The 17,405-nt window shown below is 40.9% G+C and carries 20 protein-coding genes; 7 read left to right on the top strand and 13 right to left on the bottom strand.

The features are described 5' to 3' along the window. Positions 1-376: 376 nt before the first annotated feature. Together J9317_RS02480 and J9317_RS02475 are read right to left on the bottom strand one after the other, a co-directional pair. A complete protein-coding gene (locus J9317_RS02480; protein WP_211556233.1) occupies positions 377-1,309 on the bottom strand; it encodes an aldo/keto reductase in 933 nt (310 codons plus the stop codon). A 141-nt stretch (positions 1,310-1,450) separates the two neighbouring features. Further along, the gene (locus J9317_RS02475; protein WP_211556231.1) at positions 1,451-1,768 is read right to left on the bottom strand and encodes an ArsR/SmtB family transcription factor; all 318 of its coding nucleotides are present in this window, start codon (positions 1,766-1,768) and stop codon (positions 1,451-1,453) included. A 227-nt stretch (positions 1,769-1,995) separates the two neighbouring features. Here J9317_RS02475 and J9317_RS02470 point away from each other — a divergent pair, with 227 nt between their 5' ends. Continuing rightward, positions 1,996-2,688, top strand: a complete 693-nt coding sequence (locus J9317_RS02470; RefSeq protein ID WP_211556229.1) for an alpha/beta fold hydrolase — start codon at positions 1,996-1,998, stop codon at positions 2,686-2,688. Between the two features lie 695 nt (positions 2,689-3,383). Here J9317_RS02470 and J9317_RS02465 read toward each other — a convergent pair. From J9317_RS02465 to J9317_RS02455, 3 genes are all read right to left on the bottom strand, one after another. Next, a complete protein-coding gene (locus tag J9317_RS02465) occupies positions 3,384-4,007 on the bottom strand; it encodes an SAM-dependent methyltransferase (RefSeq protein ID WP_211556227.1) in 624 nt (207 codons plus the stop codon). A 128-nt stretch (positions 4,008-4,135) separates the two neighbouring features. Next, entirely contained in the window at positions 4,136-4,336 is a 201-nt protein-coding gene (locus J9317_RS02460) for a DUF1272 domain-containing protein (protein ID WP_211556225.1), read from the bottom strand. Then, the gene (locus J9317_RS02455) at positions 4,326-4,898 is read right to left on the bottom strand and encodes a cysteine hydrolase family protein (protein ID WP_211556223.1); all 573 of its coding nucleotides are present in this window, start codon (positions 4,896-4,898) and stop codon (positions 4,326-4,328) included. The genes J9317_RS02460 and J9317_RS02455 overlap by 11 nt, the downstream gene beginning before the upstream one ends. 148 nt (positions 4,899-5,046) lie before the next feature. Here J9317_RS02455 and J9317_RS02450 point away from each other — a divergent pair, with 148 nt between their 5' ends. The 3 genes from J9317_RS02450 (at position 5,047) to J9317_RS02440 (ending at position 7,398) form a co-directional block, all read left to right on the top strand. Continuing rightward, positions 5,047-5,475, top strand: a complete 429-nt coding sequence (locus tag J9317_RS02450) for an Lrp/AsnC family transcriptional regulator (RefSeq protein ID WP_211556221.1) — start codon at positions 5,047-5,049, stop codon at positions 5,473-5,475. Positions 5,476-5,781: 306 nt separating this feature from the next. Next, positions 5,782-6,471 carry a hypothetical protein gene (locus J9317_RS02445; protein WP_035407559.1) on the top strand — a complete coding sequence of 230 codons (690 nt, stop codon included), beginning with the start codon at positions 5,782-5,784 and terminating at the stop codon, positions 6,469-6,471. Positions 6,472-6,489: 18 nt separating this feature from the next. Then, a complete protein-coding gene (locus tag J9317_RS02440; RefSeq protein ID WP_211556219.1) occupies positions 6,490-7,398 on the top strand; it encodes an HD-GYP domain-containing protein in 909 nt (302 codons plus the stop codon). A gap of 87 nt (positions 7,399-7,485) precedes the next feature. Here J9317_RS02440 and J9317_RS02435 read toward each other — a convergent pair whose 3' ends face one another. The 3 genes from J9317_RS02435 to J9317_RS02425 all read right to left on the bottom strand — a co-directional run bounded on the left by J9317_RS02435 (position 7,486) and on the right by J9317_RS02425 (position 9,188). Next, positions 7,486-8,271, bottom strand: a complete 786-nt coding sequence (locus J9317_RS02435; RefSeq protein WP_211556217.1) for an SDR family oxidoreductase — start codon at positions 8,269-8,271, stop codon at positions 7,486-7,488. Between the two features lie 76 nt (positions 8,272-8,347). Further along, positions 8,348-8,590 carry a hypothetical protein gene (locus J9317_RS02430; RefSeq protein ID WP_211556215.1) on the bottom strand — a complete coding sequence of 81 codons (243 nt, stop codon included), beginning with the start codon at positions 8,588-8,590 and terminating at the stop codon, positions 8,348-8,350. A 16-nt stretch (positions 8,591-8,606) separates the two neighbouring features. Further along, complete coding sequence (locus tag J9317_RS02425) at positions 8,607-9,188, bottom strand: vWA domain-containing protein (protein WP_211556213.1); 582 nt, start codon at positions 9,186-9,188, stop codon at positions 8,607-8,609. Positions 9,189-9,225: 37 nt separating this feature from the next. Between J9317_RS02425 and J9317_RS02420 the strand changes: the two genes are divergently transcribed. Continuing rightward, entirely contained in the window at positions 9,226-9,762 is a 537-nt protein-coding gene (locus J9317_RS02420) for a helix-turn-helix domain-containing protein (RefSeq protein WP_211556211.1), read from the top strand. 382 nt (positions 9,763-10,144) lie between these two features. On the opposite strand, the gene J9317_RS02415 is transcribed toward J9317_RS02420, so the two are convergent. The 3 genes from J9317_RS02415 to J9317_RS02405 all read right to left on the bottom strand — a co-directional run bounded on the left by J9317_RS02415 (position 10,145) and on the right by J9317_RS02405 (position 13,459). Further along, positions 10,145-10,393, bottom strand: coding sequence for a hypothetical protein (locus tag J9317_RS02415; protein ID WP_211556209.1), 249 nt, complete (start codon positions 10,391-10,393; stop codon positions 10,145-10,147). Between the two features lie 634 nt (positions 10,394-11,027). Then, positions 11,028-11,993: a ketoacyl-ACP synthase III gene (locus tag J9317_RS02410; RefSeq protein ID WP_211556207.1), complete on the bottom strand. Its 966-nt coding sequence runs from the start codon at positions 11,991-11,993 to the stop codon at positions 11,028-11,030. A gap of 182 nt (positions 11,994-12,175) precedes the next feature. Next, positions 12,176-13,459 (bottom strand): esterase-like activity of phytase family protein, encoded by a 1,284-nt coding sequence (locus J9317_RS02405; RefSeq protein ID WP_211556205.1) that lies wholly within the window; start codon positions 13,457-13,459, stop codon positions 12,176-12,178. Positions 13,460-13,647: 188 nt separating this feature from the next. Here J9317_RS02405 and J9317_RS02400 point away from each other — a divergent pair, with 188 nt between their 5' ends. Beyond that, positions 13,648-14,322 carry an SGNH/GDSL hydrolase family protein gene (locus tag J9317_RS02400; RefSeq protein ID WP_211556203.1) on the top strand — a complete coding sequence of 225 codons (675 nt, stop codon included), beginning with the start codon at positions 13,648-13,650 and terminating at the stop codon, positions 14,320-14,322. A 221-nt stretch (positions 14,323-14,543) separates the two neighbouring features. Next, positions 14,544-14,981 (top strand): YfmQ family protein, encoded by a 438-nt coding sequence (locus J9317_RS02395; RefSeq protein ID WP_211556201.1) that lies wholly within the window; start codon positions 14,544-14,546, stop codon positions 14,979-14,981. Between the two features lie 219 nt (positions 14,982-15,200). On the opposite strand, the gene J9317_RS02390 is transcribed toward J9317_RS02395, so the two are convergent. Then, a complete protein-coding gene (locus J9317_RS02390) occupies positions 15,201-15,830 on the bottom strand; it encodes a hypothetical protein (RefSeq protein WP_211556199.1) in 630 nt (209 codons plus the stop codon). A 492-nt stretch (positions 15,831-16,322) separates the two neighbouring features. Then, complete coding sequence (locus tag J9317_RS02385) at positions 16,323-17,405, bottom strand: sugar ABC transporter substrate-binding protein (RefSeq protein WP_431190665.1); 1,083 nt, start codon at positions 17,403-17,405, stop codon at positions 16,323-16,325.

Genomic DNA, 17,405 nt, shown 5'->3' with positions numbered 1-17,405 from the left:
CCATCCCTGACAAGTGTTTGGCTCGAAATACAAAAAGACGATATGAGTTTTTGGCTGCAATTCCTTGAGACCGGTTCATTTATTCTTTCATTGATCTCACTGCTATTATCATCTGGTTCCTATTATTGTTGGGTCTCATTTATATATCTGTATTTATCCTGTTAGTTATTGAATTTTGGGCAGTCAGGAGATTTTATAAAAAAACAGCCATTTAGTCAGCAATGCATGGATTCTCGCCAAAGGAGTGCCCCTGTAAACGAGGGAGAAATTGTAGAACTGCTAAATCTCCCTGGGCAGCGGCTTGGTACTCTCGTATTATAAAAAGCGGCTGGTGCTCCAGCCGCTTTTTGCTTTCGTGATTCATTTGCTTCAAAGTTTATTTACCGAGTATGGATTCGATTTTAATTAAATCCCTAGATGACAGGATTAAAGAATCTGCTTTCACATTTTCTCTTACCTGCTCAGCCCGTTTACCGCCGGGTATTACGGTGTCAATTCCTTCTTGCGAAAGCAGCCATGCCAGCGCTAAGTTGGATAAACTAGCTCCTTTGTCTTCGGCTATCGCTTTTAATTTTTCGACCTTGTCTAAAACAGTTAAAAATGTTTCCGGTTGAAATAGAGGCTCTTCCTTTCTCCAGTCTCCGTCTTTTAATGTTAGTGAACGGCTGTATTTCCCGCCCAGAATTCCAAATGCCAGCGGTCCATAAGGAACAAAGGATATGTTGTGTTCTCTTGTGTAAGGAAGAAGATCCTCTTCTGCTGAACGCTCCAGCATGTTGTAAGGGGATTGAATCACATCAATTTCTCCGTGCTGATTTGCTTCTTTTAACTGATTCAGATTGACGTTGGAGATTCCTATGGCCCCAATTTTCCCCTCTTCTTTTAAGCGGGATAATTCACCGATAGATTCAGTTAAAGGCGTTTCGTTATCCGGATAATGCAAGTAATATAAATCAATGAAATCCGTTTGAAGTCTTTCTAGACTCTTCTCAACGGCTGCGCGTAAATACTCCGGTTTGTTGTTAATCCTTGTATTCCCGCCTATTTTCTCTACAGCCCCTTTAGTAGCAAGCTTTAGCTCAGAACGATGGGGTTTAATCACTTCCCCTACCAGTTCTTCCGACCGTCCGAATCCGTAAACGTCAGCTGTATCAATAAATGTAATGCCAAGATTCAATGCCTCTTTAACCAAATCTTTTCCTTGTTCTTCATCTAAATCAGTAAATAGATTATGACCGCCTACTGCATTGGTCCCTAAGCCTATTTGGGTCACTTTCATATTAGCTTTATTTAAGAGAATTTCTTTCATTGGTTCTGCCTCCTCATTGAAGTTAACTTTTATATTCGAGTGTTCTAGTATTCGATGAATGTCGAACACTTAAGGAATCTTATCACGCTTTATTTATTTTGACAACAAAAAAGAAAAAGCCCTGGATAGACCAGGACTTTTTCAATATGATTCAGGATCTGCAGAGAGAACAATTTCCATTAATCCAGGAAATTTCCCGTTCAGATCTTCCATTCTGATGGAGTAGAAATGCTGGGAGCCTTCTACACGCACTTTGATAATACCGGATTCTCTTAACGTTTTGATGTGGTGAGAAACCGTCGATTTTGAAATGTTAAATTCATAAGAATAGTACGTACAAACTTCTTCACCCTTGTTTGCTATACTTTTTACAATCCTCAATCTATTCGGGTCACTTAAAGCGTGAAGAACTTTCGTTAACTGTATACTTTCAGCTGATGGATGATTAGGAATTCTCATGTGCCATATTATATCGTATACAAAAAGCAAATGTCTAGAAAGCGAAATACAGCTTCTGCTTATTATACGTAAGCTGTCTGACATGTTCTTCATTCAAGGCATACTCCACTGTGAGCTAGCATAAATATTTTGGCTGGAAGGGAATTTCCCCCTATCTGCTGAATTGAATCAAAGTTAGTAAATCAAGCAGACTTTTAAAAACGAAGCCTGCCCTAGGAGATGATCGAATGGAAACACAAGTAAACCATTTGGACTTAAATGGACTCACCTTTCAATATCGGGAAACAGGGGAAGCTTCTGCCCCGCCGATTGTTGCGCTTCACGCACTCGGAATGAGTGCTGAGTCGTGGGATCGTGCTGCGTCTGTTATGGGAGAAAAATACCGCGTTTTAGCACTTGATCAAAGGGGGCACGGCGGAAGTGCAAGACCTGGTCAATACACGTTTGAGCTTATGTGCGAGGACCTGCTTCATTTTGCGGATGCGATGAATCTGGAGACCTTTACGCTATTGGGGCATTCCATGGGCGGCACGGTATCCTATCTTTTTGCAGAATCCTTTCCTTCCAGGGTGGAACGGTTAATTGTTGAAGACACGCCGCCTCCATTTCCGGATAAGCCATTGGATATTCCCTCCGAACCTTCGGATCCGCTCCCGTTTGATTGGCCTGTGGTGCCTTCCATTATGCAGCAGCTGAATGTGCCTAACCCTGAATGGTGGACGCGCCTTCCGGACATTACTGTTCCGACTCTTATCATCGGCGGCGGGGCCAGTCACATTCCTCAAGATAAATTGAAGGAAGTATCGGGGCTTATTCCGAATTGCGAACTCGTGACGATTGAAAGTGCCGGGCACTTTGTGCATGATGAAAAGCTGCCTGAATTTTTAGCGGCAGTTGAAAGCTTTCTTTCCAAATTATAGGCTCTGTTAAACTTGGCTGTTGATTTCCGTTGCAGGCGCTTTTCTTTCCTTGGGCGGGCGGTGAGCCTCCTGTTGCTTCCCGTCATTCTTCTGCGACCGCAACGGCAATATTTTCTTTTGATACGTCTAAACCTACGTATTTAATGGTATCCTGCATAATAGCTAGCTCCTTCCGTAATGTAGCTCTGATTTGGTTTTGTTTGACAAAAACAGTCTAACCAAATTAACCTACGATTTTACGAGTAAGGGGCTAGTTTCGTTCATAATAACTCGTCGCTTTGCGTCAGCGAGGTCTCACCTGTCCCGCTGTTCCCGCAGGAGTCTCGCGGATTCCACTCCATATCACAGGTGTTAAAAATCAACATCAGGATTTAACAGACCCAAATAATAAAAAAAGCCAGGAGAACGTTGCTTCTGCTGGCTCTTTCATACTGCATATTTATCGGGAAAGGATGCTTGATCCATTTTGCCCCCCATCAAAAAGTTGATCTTATCGATTCCACTGAAAATAATGGCTGATTTATCACCAGGAATTGCATTTGGCGCGTTATGATGAATTTTTTTCAAGTTATGATGAATTTTTAACATTTATGATGAAAAATGCCCTGTTTATGATGAATATTATTCACTTTATGATGAAAAATGGCTCACTTATGCGGAATCCATTGAGAGATAGCCATTCTTTACTGATCATTTTAATCCTTCAGGAAGGACAGCCTGTAAATCATAAACTTTTCCGCCGGATTGGTGTCATAAAGCTCCGGTACATACACTTCTTCTTTCAGCTCATAGCCTGTCTGGTTCTCCAAAAAGAGAATGTATTCCTCGGAAGGATAATACAAAACCAGTTCCGTTTCCCGAGGTTCTTTTTCTACTGAAAGCAGGATATTGTTAACGATTTTGATGAACACTTGGATGGAAAACGGGTTGAAGAAGTAAAAACGGTTATCTTGGTCTGTAATGGAATATTCCTCTGCAAGACAACATTGGAAATTAATTTTGTCTTTGTTCTTTTTAGTTTTTTTACCGTAGCGATCCAGGTTTTCTAGAGCGGATTCATACAGCCCTTCATTCATTTCAATTCCGGTAACGGAGGCATTGAAATGATAATGGATATAGAAAATTAAACGTCCCATTCCGCAGCCGAAATCGACCACGTGATCGCCGCTCTCAAGCTTATAATATTCAAATAAGGCGTCGAGCGCGCGATAGGGAGTCGGCTCATAGCGGTGATAATGATAGTGCACGGCTTGCAGGATTTCTTTTTGGTATCTTTCCGTTTTCACATTCATGATGTGGTCGTAATAGGCTTCCTTCATGGGGTCACTCCTAGGAAAAGTCTACTGATAAGTATAGACTTCTGTCCTTTCTATATCAATTTTCAAGGGCAGATCCCAGTGATTCGACATAGAAATAAGGAACGAACCTCCTAAGTATGCAATGGAATTTATTTGGGTCCGCCAACCGGACAGGCGCCACCCGCTCTTGGCCGCTGAACCAATTCTCCTCCGCAATTCGGGCATACACCGTACATTTCCGCCGTACAATCTTCGCAAAACGTACATTCATGGATGCATATATAAGCGATGGAATGCGCATCCAGTGTATGTTCGCATCTCTCACAATTCGTTCTCATTTCAAGCCCCATTATTCAAGCTCCTCTCTCTTCTCAATATTTCTTCTGCCGTTCGGATTTCCGCAAATTCTTCATGCAGATTAACAAGGGTCATTTGGTGAATGTCTTCTGCCCTGTACCGTCTGCCATCAGGACCAGTCCGGTCAAAAGCGGCAGTTGCATCTGAGACAAGGATAGGGTTAAACCTAAGATTTCCCGCCATTCTAGTCGTCGTTTCCACACAATGATTCGTCGTCAATCCGCAAATGATGATTCGTTTGCATCCAAGTTCATGCAAAATCAATTCTAAATTGGTTCCGATAAAAGCACTGTTTACAGACTTCTCAATGATGATTTCATCCGATTCAGGCAGAACGATCTCTTTTATTCTGCTGGAATCGCTCCCTCTGAAAAATAAGGAGTGAGGTTGATTGGATTTATGTGCAACATGAATAACAGGCATTTTCGATTTTCTCCATGCATGCAGCAATCCAGCAATGTTCTTTTCTGCATGTTCATTGTTCCTTCTCCCCCAGCTTGGGTCATCGAAGGCTTTCTGAACATCTATGATCAGCAGTGGAGTACGTCTATCCACAGCTCATCCCCTCCTATCTGTTTGCCCTTTTATTGTATTTCGAATTGGAATCATTTAACATACAGTTTATGAGGTAATTGCAGAAAAAAACTTCATTTTTTACGCTCTTTATACTTCATAGATTAATATTTTAAGGAGGTCTATTTAAATGGATGCATTGGACCAAAAAATCATTTTTTATCTTCAGGAGGATGCGCGTATTTCCATGACGGAGCTTGGCCAACGGATCAATTTGTCTGTGCCGGCCGTTAAGGAACGGGTTAAAAAGCTTGAGGATAAAGGAGTAATTACCGGCTATCGAGCCGTAATTAACCCGGAGAAAATCAATAAATACGTCACGGCTTTTATTTTATTTGATTCAAAAAGATGCAAGGCCTTCCGCGAATTCTGCAGTGGTCATCCGGAGGTGATGGAATGCCACAGGCTTGCCGGACAGTACAGCTACCTTGTAAAAGTCGTCACCGAATCTGTTCATACATTGGAGGATTTCATTGATGCCGCTATGGAATATGGCCAGCCCTCCACTTTGATTAATTTGTCCTCTTCACTAGAATACAAGCCGTTTTTCAAGGTCTGAAAAAAAGTAACAAAATATATACCCTATATTCGACATAAAGAAACACATATTTTCAATATATTGAATTTTCTTAGATTATCGTTCTTTATAAAGCAATTATTGATAGTCAAATACTACTAGATAGTTTATACTAATTTTCGAATCATATTTCCTGCTGGGCTCATTCAATGAAAGAATTAGGATGCAAAGCATTCGGAGCAAATTTCCTTTACACCATTTGAGCATGCTGCATGAGTCTCCATCTGTCACTGCCTCTTAAATACCTCTTGAAAGGCCTTAAGGGATCAAAAAACGGAGGGAAAAAACATGTTAAAAAAAGCTCTAGTCATCTCAATTTCTGTAATGCTGTCAGCGTCTTTTGGAACAAGCGCACTTGCAGCCACTAGCTCTGCCGATGTTGATAAAGTAATGGCCTCTATCGAGAAAACGAACACAGACATTGAAGCGAAAATTGCAAAAGCGGTCATCGAAGCTGACGCACTTGAAGCAGCTTATTTAGCCGATATTCAGAAATTAGAAGAAGGCGACACGGTGGTAAAGCTGAAAGAACAAGCGGGCAAGCTTGAAAGCGATTTATCCAAAACAAACGATTCTGTTAAAATCGAAAAAATTCAGAAGGAATTAGCTGCACTTAATGGTAAACTGGAAGCAGAAACAGCTAAAATCAGCGCCAAAATGGCTTCTCTTAAAGAAGAATTAGACGCTCTTTCTCTTTTAGCTCCTGAAGAAGGAAAAGAGAAAAAGAAACTGGACGAAAAAATGGCCAAGCTGAAAGAAAGACTGGACAAAAAAGCAGAAAAATACAATGACCGCACTGAAAAATTCACACGCGATCTTGATAAATTAATAACAGACTTATATGATACGACTCTTAAAATGTCGAACGACATGATTCAAAAAGCAGCAGAAAAAGGCATCCAAGCTGAAGCTTCGTGGACTTTGGTTGAATTGGGAGGCCGTTTAGTCTGGATTGATCCGATTAAGGTCTGCCACTAAGAACGGAGGCAAATGTACATGAAGGGTCTTCATCTCGGTTTTCAAGGTGATTTTTTAGAAAAAGCAACAGATATCAGCTCTGAGTACAGTTTGCTTGCTAAGGGAGACGGTGCTGAGGTCATTTTGCAAACCATCCTTGAGGGGAAGACCTTTTATGTGCATCCTGGTGACACACCAGAATTGATGGAGTTCTTTTATATCCTATCCGGTCATTGTGTATGTAAAGATTCGGGAGAAAATTTGAAGTCCGGTGACTATTTTTATCTGCATCAATTAAAAGAAGCCACCTATTTTAAAGCGGAAACCGAAATGAGAATGCTTTGGTTTATTACTCAGCCTGTTTTTCATTACATGAGCAAAAATATTGAAGAGATTACAAAAATTGTTAAACAGGTAGAAGAAAAGGACTCATATACTTATCAGCACAGTGCCCGCGTGCAAACGTGCTCTGTCCAAATTGCCAAGCACCTTCAGCTTACGAAGGATCAGCTTGAAAACTTATATTATGCCTCGCTTTTCCATGACGTTGGAAAAATACATGTTCCCGAAGAAATACTGAACAAGCCCGATAAACTCACTCCGAAAGAATTTGAAATCTTAAAAAAGCACTCTTATGATGGAGCCCAAATGGTAAAATCCACATACTATGATCATATTAGCAACATTATCCTTCACCATCACGAAAGGCTCGATGGATCTGGATATCCATACGGGCTAAAAGGAGACCAAATCTCAACCGAAGCCCAAATCATTGCCATTGCAGACACATACGATGCCATGACCTCTGACCGGGTCTACAGGAAAGGCTTGAATCCCGTTGATGCCATGAAAGAAATAAAGAGCTTAACGAACCGCCATTACAGGGGGCCGATTGTGGATGCCCTTGAGCAAGTGCTCATTTCTGAAGGGATTCTTCCGAAAGATTAGAATCATTACGGACTGCTGAAAAAATCAGATAGCAAAGACGGACCCATATTTTCGAGGGTCCGTCTTTTTTCATGACACAAAGCTGTATCAAATTTCCATTTTCCACCGTTCCTGCTCCGTTTCCTCCAGTTGTTTCTCTGTTTCTTCCGGGTGGACGGTGCGGAATTTGTGGTGGTCTGCTGGGATGATTTCGATCATTTTTTCAATCATGTCCTGCGGATCAAACTGATTTTTCAGCCCTTCCGCCTGCTGCAGCATATCTTCTTTCTTAGTAAAGTGTTCTTTCTCATCGAACCACTTCCATTTTTCTTCCGCGCTCCGGTCATTAAAGCCTGTGTCGTACGCCCCTGGATTAATGGTTGCGACCTGCACACCGAAGTCTACCAGCTCAGCCTGCATCGTTTGGGCGATTCCCTCAATCGCATGCTTTGTTGCGGTATAAGGGCCAACATACGGAGTGGCAGAAATTCCTGCCATTGAACTCATGAAAATGATTTTCCCGCTGCCCCTCTCCACCATGTTCCGGGCTGCAATCTGAACGGTCTCAAGCGTTGCGAACACGTTCACTTCAAAAAGGGCACGGAACCGGTCCATCGGCACTTCTGCAAGTGGACCCCCTTCATTGATCGCCGCATTCGCGACAAATACATCAATATCGTATTTCTCGATCTGAGCCCGATCCCGTTCATTGGTGATATCCAGTTTAAAAACTTCCATATCGAGACCCTGTCTCTGTGCTTCCTGCATTAAGTCTGTTTTCTGGGCGGTGATTTCCGTTGCTGCGATGACGTGATGGCCTTTTTTTGCTAGACCGAGTGCTGCGCCTCTGCCCAGTCCGGTTCCTGCGCCTGTGATGAAGATGGTTTTGCTCATTTCAGGTTCCTCCTTTTGTAAATGCTCTATCCTTCAAGTTCCCATTTGGAGGTGGAGTAAACCATATGGATGCTCCCTATCTTTCTATATATCTTTTATATTGCGCAAGTGGTGTAGAGAAGCGCAAATGTTTGTCCCCTGCTACTTCAATTGTAATTCTCCATTGAGGATGAATGATTAAATTATTTTCCTCGCCTAATTCCAGGACAGCATGAATTGTATCCTCATCTCTGTCCAAAATGACCATTTTCTTATTTTCTCCATCTGTAATGGGGTTCAACGTTTCACCCATCTCAAGTTTCCAATCCAAAAAATTCATCTTAATTCCCCTTGTTCTATTCCACGATTTTGGTGATCGATTCTTGCACGCTGGAATACATCGCTTCTATTCCAGCCGCTGATGCTGTGAACTCATGAACCATATCTTGCTGGACTCCAAGTAGATTCGCTTCATGAAACGCATCGATATTCGCTCCTAAAAATAGAAACTCCCAATTGTATTTTTTACGCTGATGGATGATCAGATCTTTGACCTTGTCATGAGTAAATTCTCTGCTGGCATTCTCCATGCCATCCGTAGTGATGACGAACATGACTTTATCCGGTCTCTGATTTTCCTCAGTATGCTGAAGCCTGCTTCCCACTTCCAAAATCGCCTTGCCAATCGCATCCAGCAATGCGGTACATCCCCGTACATCGTAATTTTCTTTTGACAGCGATACCTTCTTTGCGTCTGCTCCATTCCAGAGAACCTCATATTGATCATCAAATAGAACGGCTGTAACATTCGTTTCGCCTTCCCGTTCCGTTTGCTGTTTTATAAGTGAATTAAAGCCTTCGATTGTTTCCTTTTCCAGTCCTGCCATTGATCCGCTGCGGTCAAGCAGGAACACGATCTCCATTAAGCCAGCTTTCATTGTAATTCCCCTCTCCATTTAGCATGATATAATCATAATGAAAAAAAGACCGGAAGTGGTCGCCTGCAAAGCGACATTTTTAGGGGGAAGCATAGATCAGATGATGGATAAAAAAGTACTGCATGAAATAGAGGAATACCTTCGAACTCACAGGGAAACAAGCTTTATTCTTTATGAGAATTACACTACCCATCAGCCAATTCAAGCGGAAATTGCAGAATTTCTAAATAAAAATAGAAAACCGGGTTTTAACCAAATTTTATTTGAATTCTTAGAGAAAAAAGCCTTAACAGATTCAGAACTATATAAAAAAGCGGGGATCGACCGCAGGCACTTTTCCAAGATGAGAGCCAGCGGATACAGGCCGCGCAAGAAGACCGCCCTCTCACTGGCTTTGGCAATGGAGTTAGACATGGATGAATTGGAAGACCTTTTGTCTGCTGCAGGATACTCCATATCCTATAGTGAAGACAGGGATTTGATTGTTAAATATTTTGTGGAGAAAGGGATTTATGATTTGTTCCAGATTAATGAATGTTTGGATTATTTTAGGGAAGAAGTTTTTAAGATTTAATTACTCCAGTTATCAAACACCCAAAATAATGGAAAGCGGTCTAGTCCATGCCGTTGCACCAAGCGCAGCTAAACCTGTAGCCGTCAAATGTTACTACTACTCTTTTTTCAGAAATGTCCGATATAACATCTACTGAGACTTTTGAGTCCCTGCTTACATACGTGGTGGTTGAGGCTTTCGAGGCTGCAGGAACGGCCATGCCAATTAGTAATACACCCGCTATTAAAGACGCCAAGAACTTTTTCATTTCATACCTCAGATAATAGAATGGTTATCACGATACAATTTTTTATTAGTTACTACACCCTACTATTAATAGATTTATCGCGACACCCCTAAATAAAGCTTAAATTTTCTAATATTTTGTAAATTCTATGTAAATTTAACCACTAACCTGTGGCAATAGGTTATACAGCATATTATCTAACACCAGTTTTATAATAGCGAGAAACCCAACCATGATCGCCAAAGGCTTCTTTCCCTCTCTGAACATGAAGATGCTTGCAATTAAAAAGTAGATAGCCATTGTAAGAAACAGCAGCACAAGGTAAATACTGGTTTTATACACAATCGATAAAATGCTTAAAGGAAGAACAAAAACTAAAGCTCCATAGCTGATTTTTTTACCCATAATTGCACTCCTTTTCCAATTTATGTATTATCTATTCCATTCCCATACTAGCTGTTTCATAACCCAGTGACAATCGACTCGTTTTAAAAGAAAAAGCTCTGTTAAGCCTGGCTGTTGATTTTCGCTGCTGACGTTCGCTTTCCGCTCCAATCAACAGGTGTTAAAAATCAGCAATATGCTTTAACATAGCCAAAGAAAAAAACGACTCCCCATGAGGAGAAGCCGTTTCTAAGATTACGCGTCCAGAATATACCGGACGAGATCCAGCCGTCTCCCGTGTGACCAAGGAGTCCTGAAGGTCCACCTGGTGCATGGTCGGTCGCTTTGGTCAGCGCGCTTGTATGCACGTTGTGGTACAGCGGGTTGCTGAATAAAATGAGAGAATGACTTTTTTAAAATCGTTTTACACTCCCCGCCGAACGAGGTAGGTATAAAAAGCGTTCAGGATTTTACAAATTACGTTGTGATGCAGAAAATATATTTTTATACGGTAAGTGATTGATTAAATCACTTACCACAGGAAGTTCTAATTTTTTCCTACATCTTTAAAGTGAAAAAACCTCCAACTATCTGTCTCTTGCTTAAACTGACAATTGGAGATTAAATTTATCAAATAAGACACTTCTCACGGAGATCATTTTAAATCCGGCACCCCCCACTTCATCACAACCCCAGCATGAGTCAGCCCTCCCCCAAACCCATAAAGCAAAACGGTATCTCCGTGCTTTACTTTCTTTTCCTTTATCCCTATATCCAATGCCAGAGGAATGGATGCGGAGGATGTATTTCCCATGTATTCTACGCTGTACAGGGTTTTTTCCATGCTGATTCCGGACCTTGCGCAAATGGATTCTATGATTCTTAAGTTCGCACTGTGCGGAACAAACCAGTCAATATTTTCTGTTCCCATCCCCGCTTGTGCCAGTAGTCGTTCAATTCCTTCTGATACGGTCCGGGTGGCCCATTTGTATACCTCGCGGCCGTTTTGTACGAGGAATCGATTGCTGCCTTTGAGACCCGGCAGGTAAAGATGCTGTCCGCCGCTTCCGTCTGTCCCCATTATGGAGGAGTTAAAGCCAGGGGTTTCGCTGTATTCGACCAAGACAGCTCCTGCTCCGTCGCCGAACAGAATGCAGGTGGTGCGATCTGTATAATCCATCACTTTAGACATGGTCTCTGCGCCGATGACGAGTATTTTTTTGTTCAGCCCTGAGGAGATTAGTCCATTTGCCAGCGTTAAAGCATAGACGAAGCCTGAACAGGCGGCACTCAGGTCAAAGGCTCCTGTGTGCTTTATTTGAAAGGCTTCCTGCACTTTGCATGCGGTACTGGGAAAACTATAATCCGCAGTGGATGTGGCGACGATCATCATGTCAACATCATCCACGTTTTTATCATACGTTTTTATGAGGTTCTCAACGGCCTTAATGCATAAATCGGAAGTGAACTCAGCCTCGCCGGAGATTCTTCTTTCTCTCATCCCGGTTCTTTGGACAATCCATTCGTCTCTCGTTTCCACCATCTTCTCAAGATCATCGTTTGTAAGCCGCTTTGCCGGGACATACGTGCCGATTGCCGTAATAAGGGATTTGGATGTCATTGGATAGCTCCTTTGGAAATAGAACAACACCAACTATTCGGGGCTGGTGTTGTTCTTATATATGCTTGTATTATCGTATGCAGCTGGCTTTTATTTGGAATTCTCATTTTATTGAATGGGGGATCATGGACAGCAAAAGGCTCCTGCGGCAGGTCTGCAACAGGAGCCTTTCTCTCACTGACTTATGGTAACTGGAATAACCAAAGCTCTGTTTTACTGTTCGGATCGGTTACTCCAAAATCGTCATCATTAATGACCGCTAATTTATTGCCAACCAGTGTTATTCCTTCAGCTTTTTCAAACGGATAACCGAATTTCAGCAGATCGACGACTTCCTTTTTAGCCACTGCTTTTATTCCCGCAGCTTTTTGATCCTCTGCGTTCATTTGCTCGAGCGTTTTTCCTTTCTCCTTATCCTTATCTAAAATATTGCTTGCCTCTTGGAGATTAATTTTATAGATTTTCTTAAATTTCGCTTCTTTTCCTGAGGCTGTATCCCGTTCGTCGACAAGAAGACTATGTTCATCTATTGCAAAAAGATCAGAGACGACAATATCACTTTGATCCAGTCCAAGCTTTCGTCCATCCTCAGAAATATAGGCAAATTCGGCGATTACCTTTGTAGTTTTCAAATCAATCTTTAAAATTCGTGTGATCCTCGAATTTTCATCAGGGTTTATCAGAGCACTTTGCGTCATTGTAAAAAGGTAGCGTCCATCTGGAGTAATAGACACTGATTCGAATCCTCTATTTTCCTCACGCTTTGTTAAATCACCAGGCAAATTCGCTTTTACAGGAAGTAAAGGAGCTTTTTTGAAGTCCGTTTCCAAACCTGCCGGCACTAGACGTTGTAAAAGGGTACCGTCTTTTTTCATCTGAACAAGACTTGGACGGTATTCATCACTTAACCAAAACGTTTGATCAGCAGGGTTGTAAGCAAGCCCCTCTGTATCCAGACCGTAGGGATCATACGACAACACCTTTTTTCCTGTCGCATCATACGGAGCTTCATCCGTTTCCTTAAAATTAGGCAAACCGGTAATAAAGGCATTTCCTGTAATCGGATCGGATCCCTTTGGCAGCTTTAATTGGATTTTATCTGCTACTTTTATTTTCCCTTTGGAAAGTTCGATTTTATATACGGCAGGCGTATACGTCGGGATTGGAAAGGTTCTCCGTTCTTCCTTATTGACGGTCAATTCCCCGTTCGGCCCGCGGTCCGACGACGAATAAAAAATATGATCAGGATCCTCCGGAAGATGGAGAAGCGAAGATCCCATCGCCGCATGGATATCCTTCGCTAGCTTTGGCGGATTTTCAAATTGATATTTTCCAATAAGCTTAACGGAAGAGGCTGACGTTTTCTCTTTTTCTTTGCTCCCCTCCTCCTGTTTGTTGGAACATGCGAATGCGGATGCGCAAATGATGGAGATTGCCATGACTTTAAGAACCGTAATTTTCTTCATTCTGAACCCCTTTTTACATAATTTTCATTTCTTATCATAAGCAAATGGAGATGAATTATGAAAAAAATGCGCTATTTACACCATTTTTCGCATCTACCTATACCTTCTTCTATCACTATGAATAGAGTAAAGTGTTGACCTTTCAGCTCATGTGAACATCAAACTATAGAACATGGGGATAAACAGAGATGAAAATCATATGTTTTGGAGACAGTTTGACAAGGGGCATAACCCTTGACAAAGGAAGACTAAGAATTACGAAAAAGAATTACCCAAATTATTTGAAGGAATTCTTAAACCGTAATATAACCGTGATCAACAAAGGGGTATTCAATGATAATTCTGATCTTCTTTTGAAAAGACTGAAGAAGGATGTGCTGGAGGAGAATCCTGATTTCGTCATCATCGGAATTGGCGGGAATGACTGCAATTTCGATTGGAATGAAGTGGCGGAACATCCCGATTCGGAGCATCAGGCCATTGTTCCGGCCGACCGCTACATTGCAAATGTGAGGACGATGACAGAGAGAATGAAAGAGGCTGGGATTACCCCAATTGTGATGACCCTTCCGCCGCTGGACCCTGTGCGGTACTACCAATTTTTATTCAAGCAATACGGCAGTTCCATTGGTCATTGGATCAGTTTGAAGGGCGGCATGGAGCATTGGCATGGCATGTATAATGACCGTTTAATGAACCTCGCGGATGAAATGCAGGTGGGGAAAGCAGACGTCAGGACAGCTCTAAGACAAGCTGGCAGCCTTCAGGATTTGATTAGTGATGATGGAATCCACTTAACATCTGCAGGGTACAGAGTAGTTGGCAGGGAAATCTCCTGTTTTTTTAATGGCGGGGAAAAATAAGAGACGGCGCTTATCCATAGCGCCGTCTCTTATTTGCTTATACAGGATAACTATTCGGCAGAATAAAAAACCTATACAAGATTTCGTAAGAGTCGAAGGGCTGTAAGATTGAAAAGGTATTTCCTCATCTAAACTTCATACAATGTACAAAGATAAACGACCGTCCCTATGATACGATGATTATGAAGTTGTATTTTAAACGTTACGGAGATGAACGATAAATGACTACCTGGTTTATCATTTTGCTAATAGTTATCAGCACTCTTAAAGTAGTACTTGCCAGTCCCCCAACCTTCGTTATGGAATGGCTGCTCAACAAATTCGCCTTGCATGCAAGGCTCAGTGAAGAGACCACCACTATAACCCTTAGAGGAAAACGCTTGGAAGGAGAAGAAAAAACTCAATTTATTCACCATTTTAATGAAGCGACATTTTTTGATCGATATGATGAATACGATGTACCTGCAGAGAACACAGGAACCCCATTGGTCATTAATACGAAGAAAGGCAAAATGGATGTCCTGCTGGATGTGTATATTTACAGCGATCATGTGGATGTTTTCAAGCAGGATAACAAGAAGGCAGCAGCCTATAGTCTGCGGTCTGATAAGCTTCAAGACGTTCCTATGCCTTTGGCGGGGAATGGCAATTTTATTTAGTCATAAGTAATTAAAGCTGCCGGGCTTTGTGTTAACGGGTTCGGATTAGGAGTACAAAAAGTAAAAAAACATAAAGAATCGCATATAAATTAGCAATAGAAAAAGCACTGCAAATCGCAGTGCTTTTAACATTTTAAATTAAATACAATTAGACGGAGCTACCTTCCGCAGTCGCACCAGTTAATTAAATAAGAAACCATTAGCATTAATGGAATCAATTTAAAGAAAAGGGCGATAAACCAGAAAATAGCCAATTAGAGATACAACCCCAATGGTCAGAATATAAATTAATTTATTGTTTACTTTTTTATAGAACCAACCGCCTAATATTACTAGACTAAGAAAGTCGAAAATAAGTTGAAACAAAAAAGTATCATTTTTATAAAAATAAATACCTACTCCAATTGTTTCTGCAACTAATCCACTTACTGGTAATGCATATAATAAACTATTTGACTTATTCCATTTATTCCAGAAATAAAGTATGTAAGCAATAATACCAACGACTAAGCCAGCAATATTATACAACATAAATAAATTCCATTGAAAACCTTCATTGTAAAACCTCGGTATAAAAAAACCGAGTATATATAACAAAAAATAAAAGCTAAAATTCATACTGAACAGGTACAAGATAACGTTAATAGCAGCATTTATATTTGAAGAACTAAAATATATAACTAATGTTACCGTTAATATCCAAAAGCCAAATAAAGTGGCTATCGAACTGAAACTCCACAAATTGTGGTTTGGAAAAAAATCTGACAGTCGTGTTATTATTCCAGCCAAAATGCCAAGACCAATAGAGAGAATATATGATTTTATACTATTCAATTTTATTTTTATCAACTCTTTCACTTATAGTTCGATTGTAATTCAGAATAATTACGTATTCGCCTTTATATAAGATTAAAATACTCTGTAATGCTATATTCTTGTTAAACATTCCACCTTCTTTTGTTGAATAAGGACTGCATATTTTTAATCTTATTTTATGTATTCGATTTAGTCGTCGTCTAATCCTTTTTCGCCAAAATAGTAAGTCTTTTAACAAGTGATTTAACATACCAAAACGCAGCGTGACAGAAATTATTGTCATCTTGCTAAAACGTATGCGAATTGGGGTGCTAATTCGAACATAAAAACCTAGTAAATCTTGATATACCTACAAAAATTAGCAAGCTAATTCATATGCGAATTAGCTTGCGATTTTTATTGCTTTTTTCTGTTTTGTACTCCCAAAGAGAACCCCTTAGCTTTGTGTCCGGCAGCTTTATCTTTTTCCTTGTTATTATATTTTGTCACATTATTTTTTAGGAATCTTACTTGAACTAAGATTCCTTATTTTTTATACAGTTCTTCTTCAGTTAAATAGCCATCTTTAATGACCGTGTCTTTAATGTTATTTTTTGTAACCGCTATAGGATCCAATAGAATGGAGGGAACGTCTATTTCTCCATTATTCACTGTTCGATCCGTTGCTACCTTTTCTCCTTTTGCTGCCTTCACTGCTACTTCAGCAACTTTCCCTGCCAGTAGAGTGATTGGTTTATACACAGTCATCGTTTGTGTCCCTTCAACGATTCGTTTTACACCCATTAACTCAGCATCCTGCCCAGATACAGGAATGTTGCCCGATAGTCCGGCAGAGGACAAGGCATTGATTACCCCTCCAGCTGTACCATCGTTTGCGGCTATAACAGCATCGATTTGGTTTGAGTTTTGTTCTAGAGCTGACTGCATATTCTTCTGCGCTGTTTCCGGTTTCCATTCATCGGTATATTGGTCATAGACTATTTTAATATCGCCTTTGTCGATGAGCGGTTGAATAACCTTCATCGCTCCTTTGCGAAATAGCACTGCATTATTATCAGATTCTGCTCCGCCTATGTAGGCAAAATTACCTTTTGATACTTTTTTAACAACCTCACTCGCCTGGAGTTCTCCAACCTTTTCATTATCAAATGAAATATAATAATCAACTTTTGAGTTTTTTATCAATCGGTCATAGGAAATAACCTTTACACCTGCTTTATGAGCCATATCCACAATCTTGGCCGATATTTCAGCGTTATGAGGCACGACGACCAATACATCTGCCCCTTCTTGAATTAACAGTTCTGCTTGCTTTATTTGAATATCATCCAGTCCATTGGCGGCTAACGTTTTCACCTGTCCCCCCATCTGAACGACCTTTTCTTCAAATAAAGCCTTATCCTTATACCAGCGCTCCTCTTTAAGCGTATCTAATACAAATCCAATATAAGGCTTCCCGTCATCAGAAACCAGCTTTATCCGATCAGCTTTTTTAGGTTCATTTGCAACTTGATTGGTACATGCGGAACTGAATAGGAGCATGATTAGAAACAGGATGCATACCTGGCTGTTTTTATGAAGAACTTTTAGCACTTCTTTCTCCCCCAT

The sequence above is a fragment of the Metabacillus flavus genome (assembly GCF_018283675.1).
GTDB lineage: Bacteria > Bacillota > Bacilli > Bacillales > Bacillaceae > Metabacillus_B > Metabacillus_B flavus.
Note: the sequence above shows the minus strand (reverse complement) of the source record. Positions and strands in the feature narration are given on the sequence as shown.

What these genes read in the sequence shown, in the direction of transcription:
- J9317_RS02410 (WP_211556207.1), bottom strand. Translation starts at nt 11,993, where the DNA reads ATGACATCCAAATCCCTTATTACGGCAATCGGCACGTATGTCCCGGCA.
- J9317_RS02415 (WP_211556209.1), bottom strand. Translation starts at nt 10,393, where the DNA reads ATGGGTAAAAAAATCAGCTATGGAGCTTTAGTTTTTGTTCTTCCTTTA.
- J9317_RS02475 (WP_211556231.1), bottom strand. Translation starts at nt 1,768, where the DNA reads ATGAGAATTCCTAATCATCCATCAGCTGAAAGTATACAGTTAACGAAA.
- J9317_RS02460 (WP_211556225.1), bottom strand. Translation starts at nt 4,336, where the DNA reads ATGGGGCTTGAAATGAGAACGAATTGTGAGAGATGCGAACATACACTG.
- J9317_RS02445 (WP_035407559.1), top strand. Translation starts at nt 5,782, where the DNA reads ATGTTAAAAAAAGCTCTAGTCATCTCAATTTCTGTAATGCTGTCAGCG.
- J9317_RS02450 (WP_211556221.1), top strand. Translation starts at nt 5,047, where the DNA reads ATGGATGCATTGGACCAAAAAATCATTTTTTATCTTCAGGAGGATGCG.
- J9317_RS02430 (WP_211556215.1), bottom strand. Translation starts at nt 8,590, where the DNA reads ATGAATTTTTTGGATTGGAAACTTGAGATGGGTGAAACGTTGAACCCC.
- J9317_RS02480 (WP_211556233.1), bottom strand. Translation starts at nt 1,309, where the DNA reads ATGAAAGAAATTCTCTTAAATAAAGCTAATATGAAAGTGACCCAAATA.
- J9317_RS02440 (WP_211556219.1), top strand. Translation starts at nt 6,490, where the DNA reads ATGAAGGGTCTTCATCTCGGTTTTCAAGGTGATTTTTTAGAAAAAGCA.
- J9317_RS02395 (WP_211556201.1), top strand. Translation starts at nt 14,544, where the DNA reads ATGACTACCTGGTTTATCATTTTGCTAATAGTTATCAGCACTCTTAAA.
- J9317_RS02405 (WP_211556205.1), bottom strand. Translation starts at nt 13,459, where the DNA reads ATGAAGAAAATTACGGTTCTTAAAGTCATGGCAATCTCCATCATTTGC.
- J9317_RS02435 (WP_211556217.1), bottom strand. Translation starts at nt 8,271, where the DNA reads ATGAGCAAAACCATCTTCATCACAGGCGCAGGAACCGGACTGGGCAGA.
- J9317_RS02425 (WP_211556213.1), bottom strand. Translation starts at nt 9,188, where the DNA reads ATGAAAGCTGGCTTAATGGAGATCGTGTTCCTGCTTGACCGCAGCGGA.
- J9317_RS02470 (WP_211556229.1), top strand. Translation starts at nt 1,996, where the DNA reads ATGGAAACACAAGTAAACCATTTGGACTTAAATGGACTCACCTTTCAA.
- J9317_RS02420 (WP_211556211.1), top strand. Translation starts at nt 9,226, where the DNA reads ATGAAAAAAAGACCGGAAGTGGTCGCCTGCAAAGCGACATTTTTAGGG.
- J9317_RS02465 (WP_211556227.1), bottom strand. Translation starts at nt 4,007, where the DNA reads ATGAAGGAAGCCTATTACGACCACATCATGAATGTGAAAACGGAAAGA.
- J9317_RS02400 (WP_211556203.1), top strand. Translation starts at nt 13,648, where the DNA reads ATGAAAATCATATGTTTTGGAGACAGTTTGACAAGGGGCATAACCCTT.
- J9317_RS02385 (WP_431190665.1), bottom strand. Translation starts at nt 17,405, where the DNA reads ATGGGGGAGAAAGAAGTGCTAAAAGTTCTTCATAAAAACAGCCAGGTA.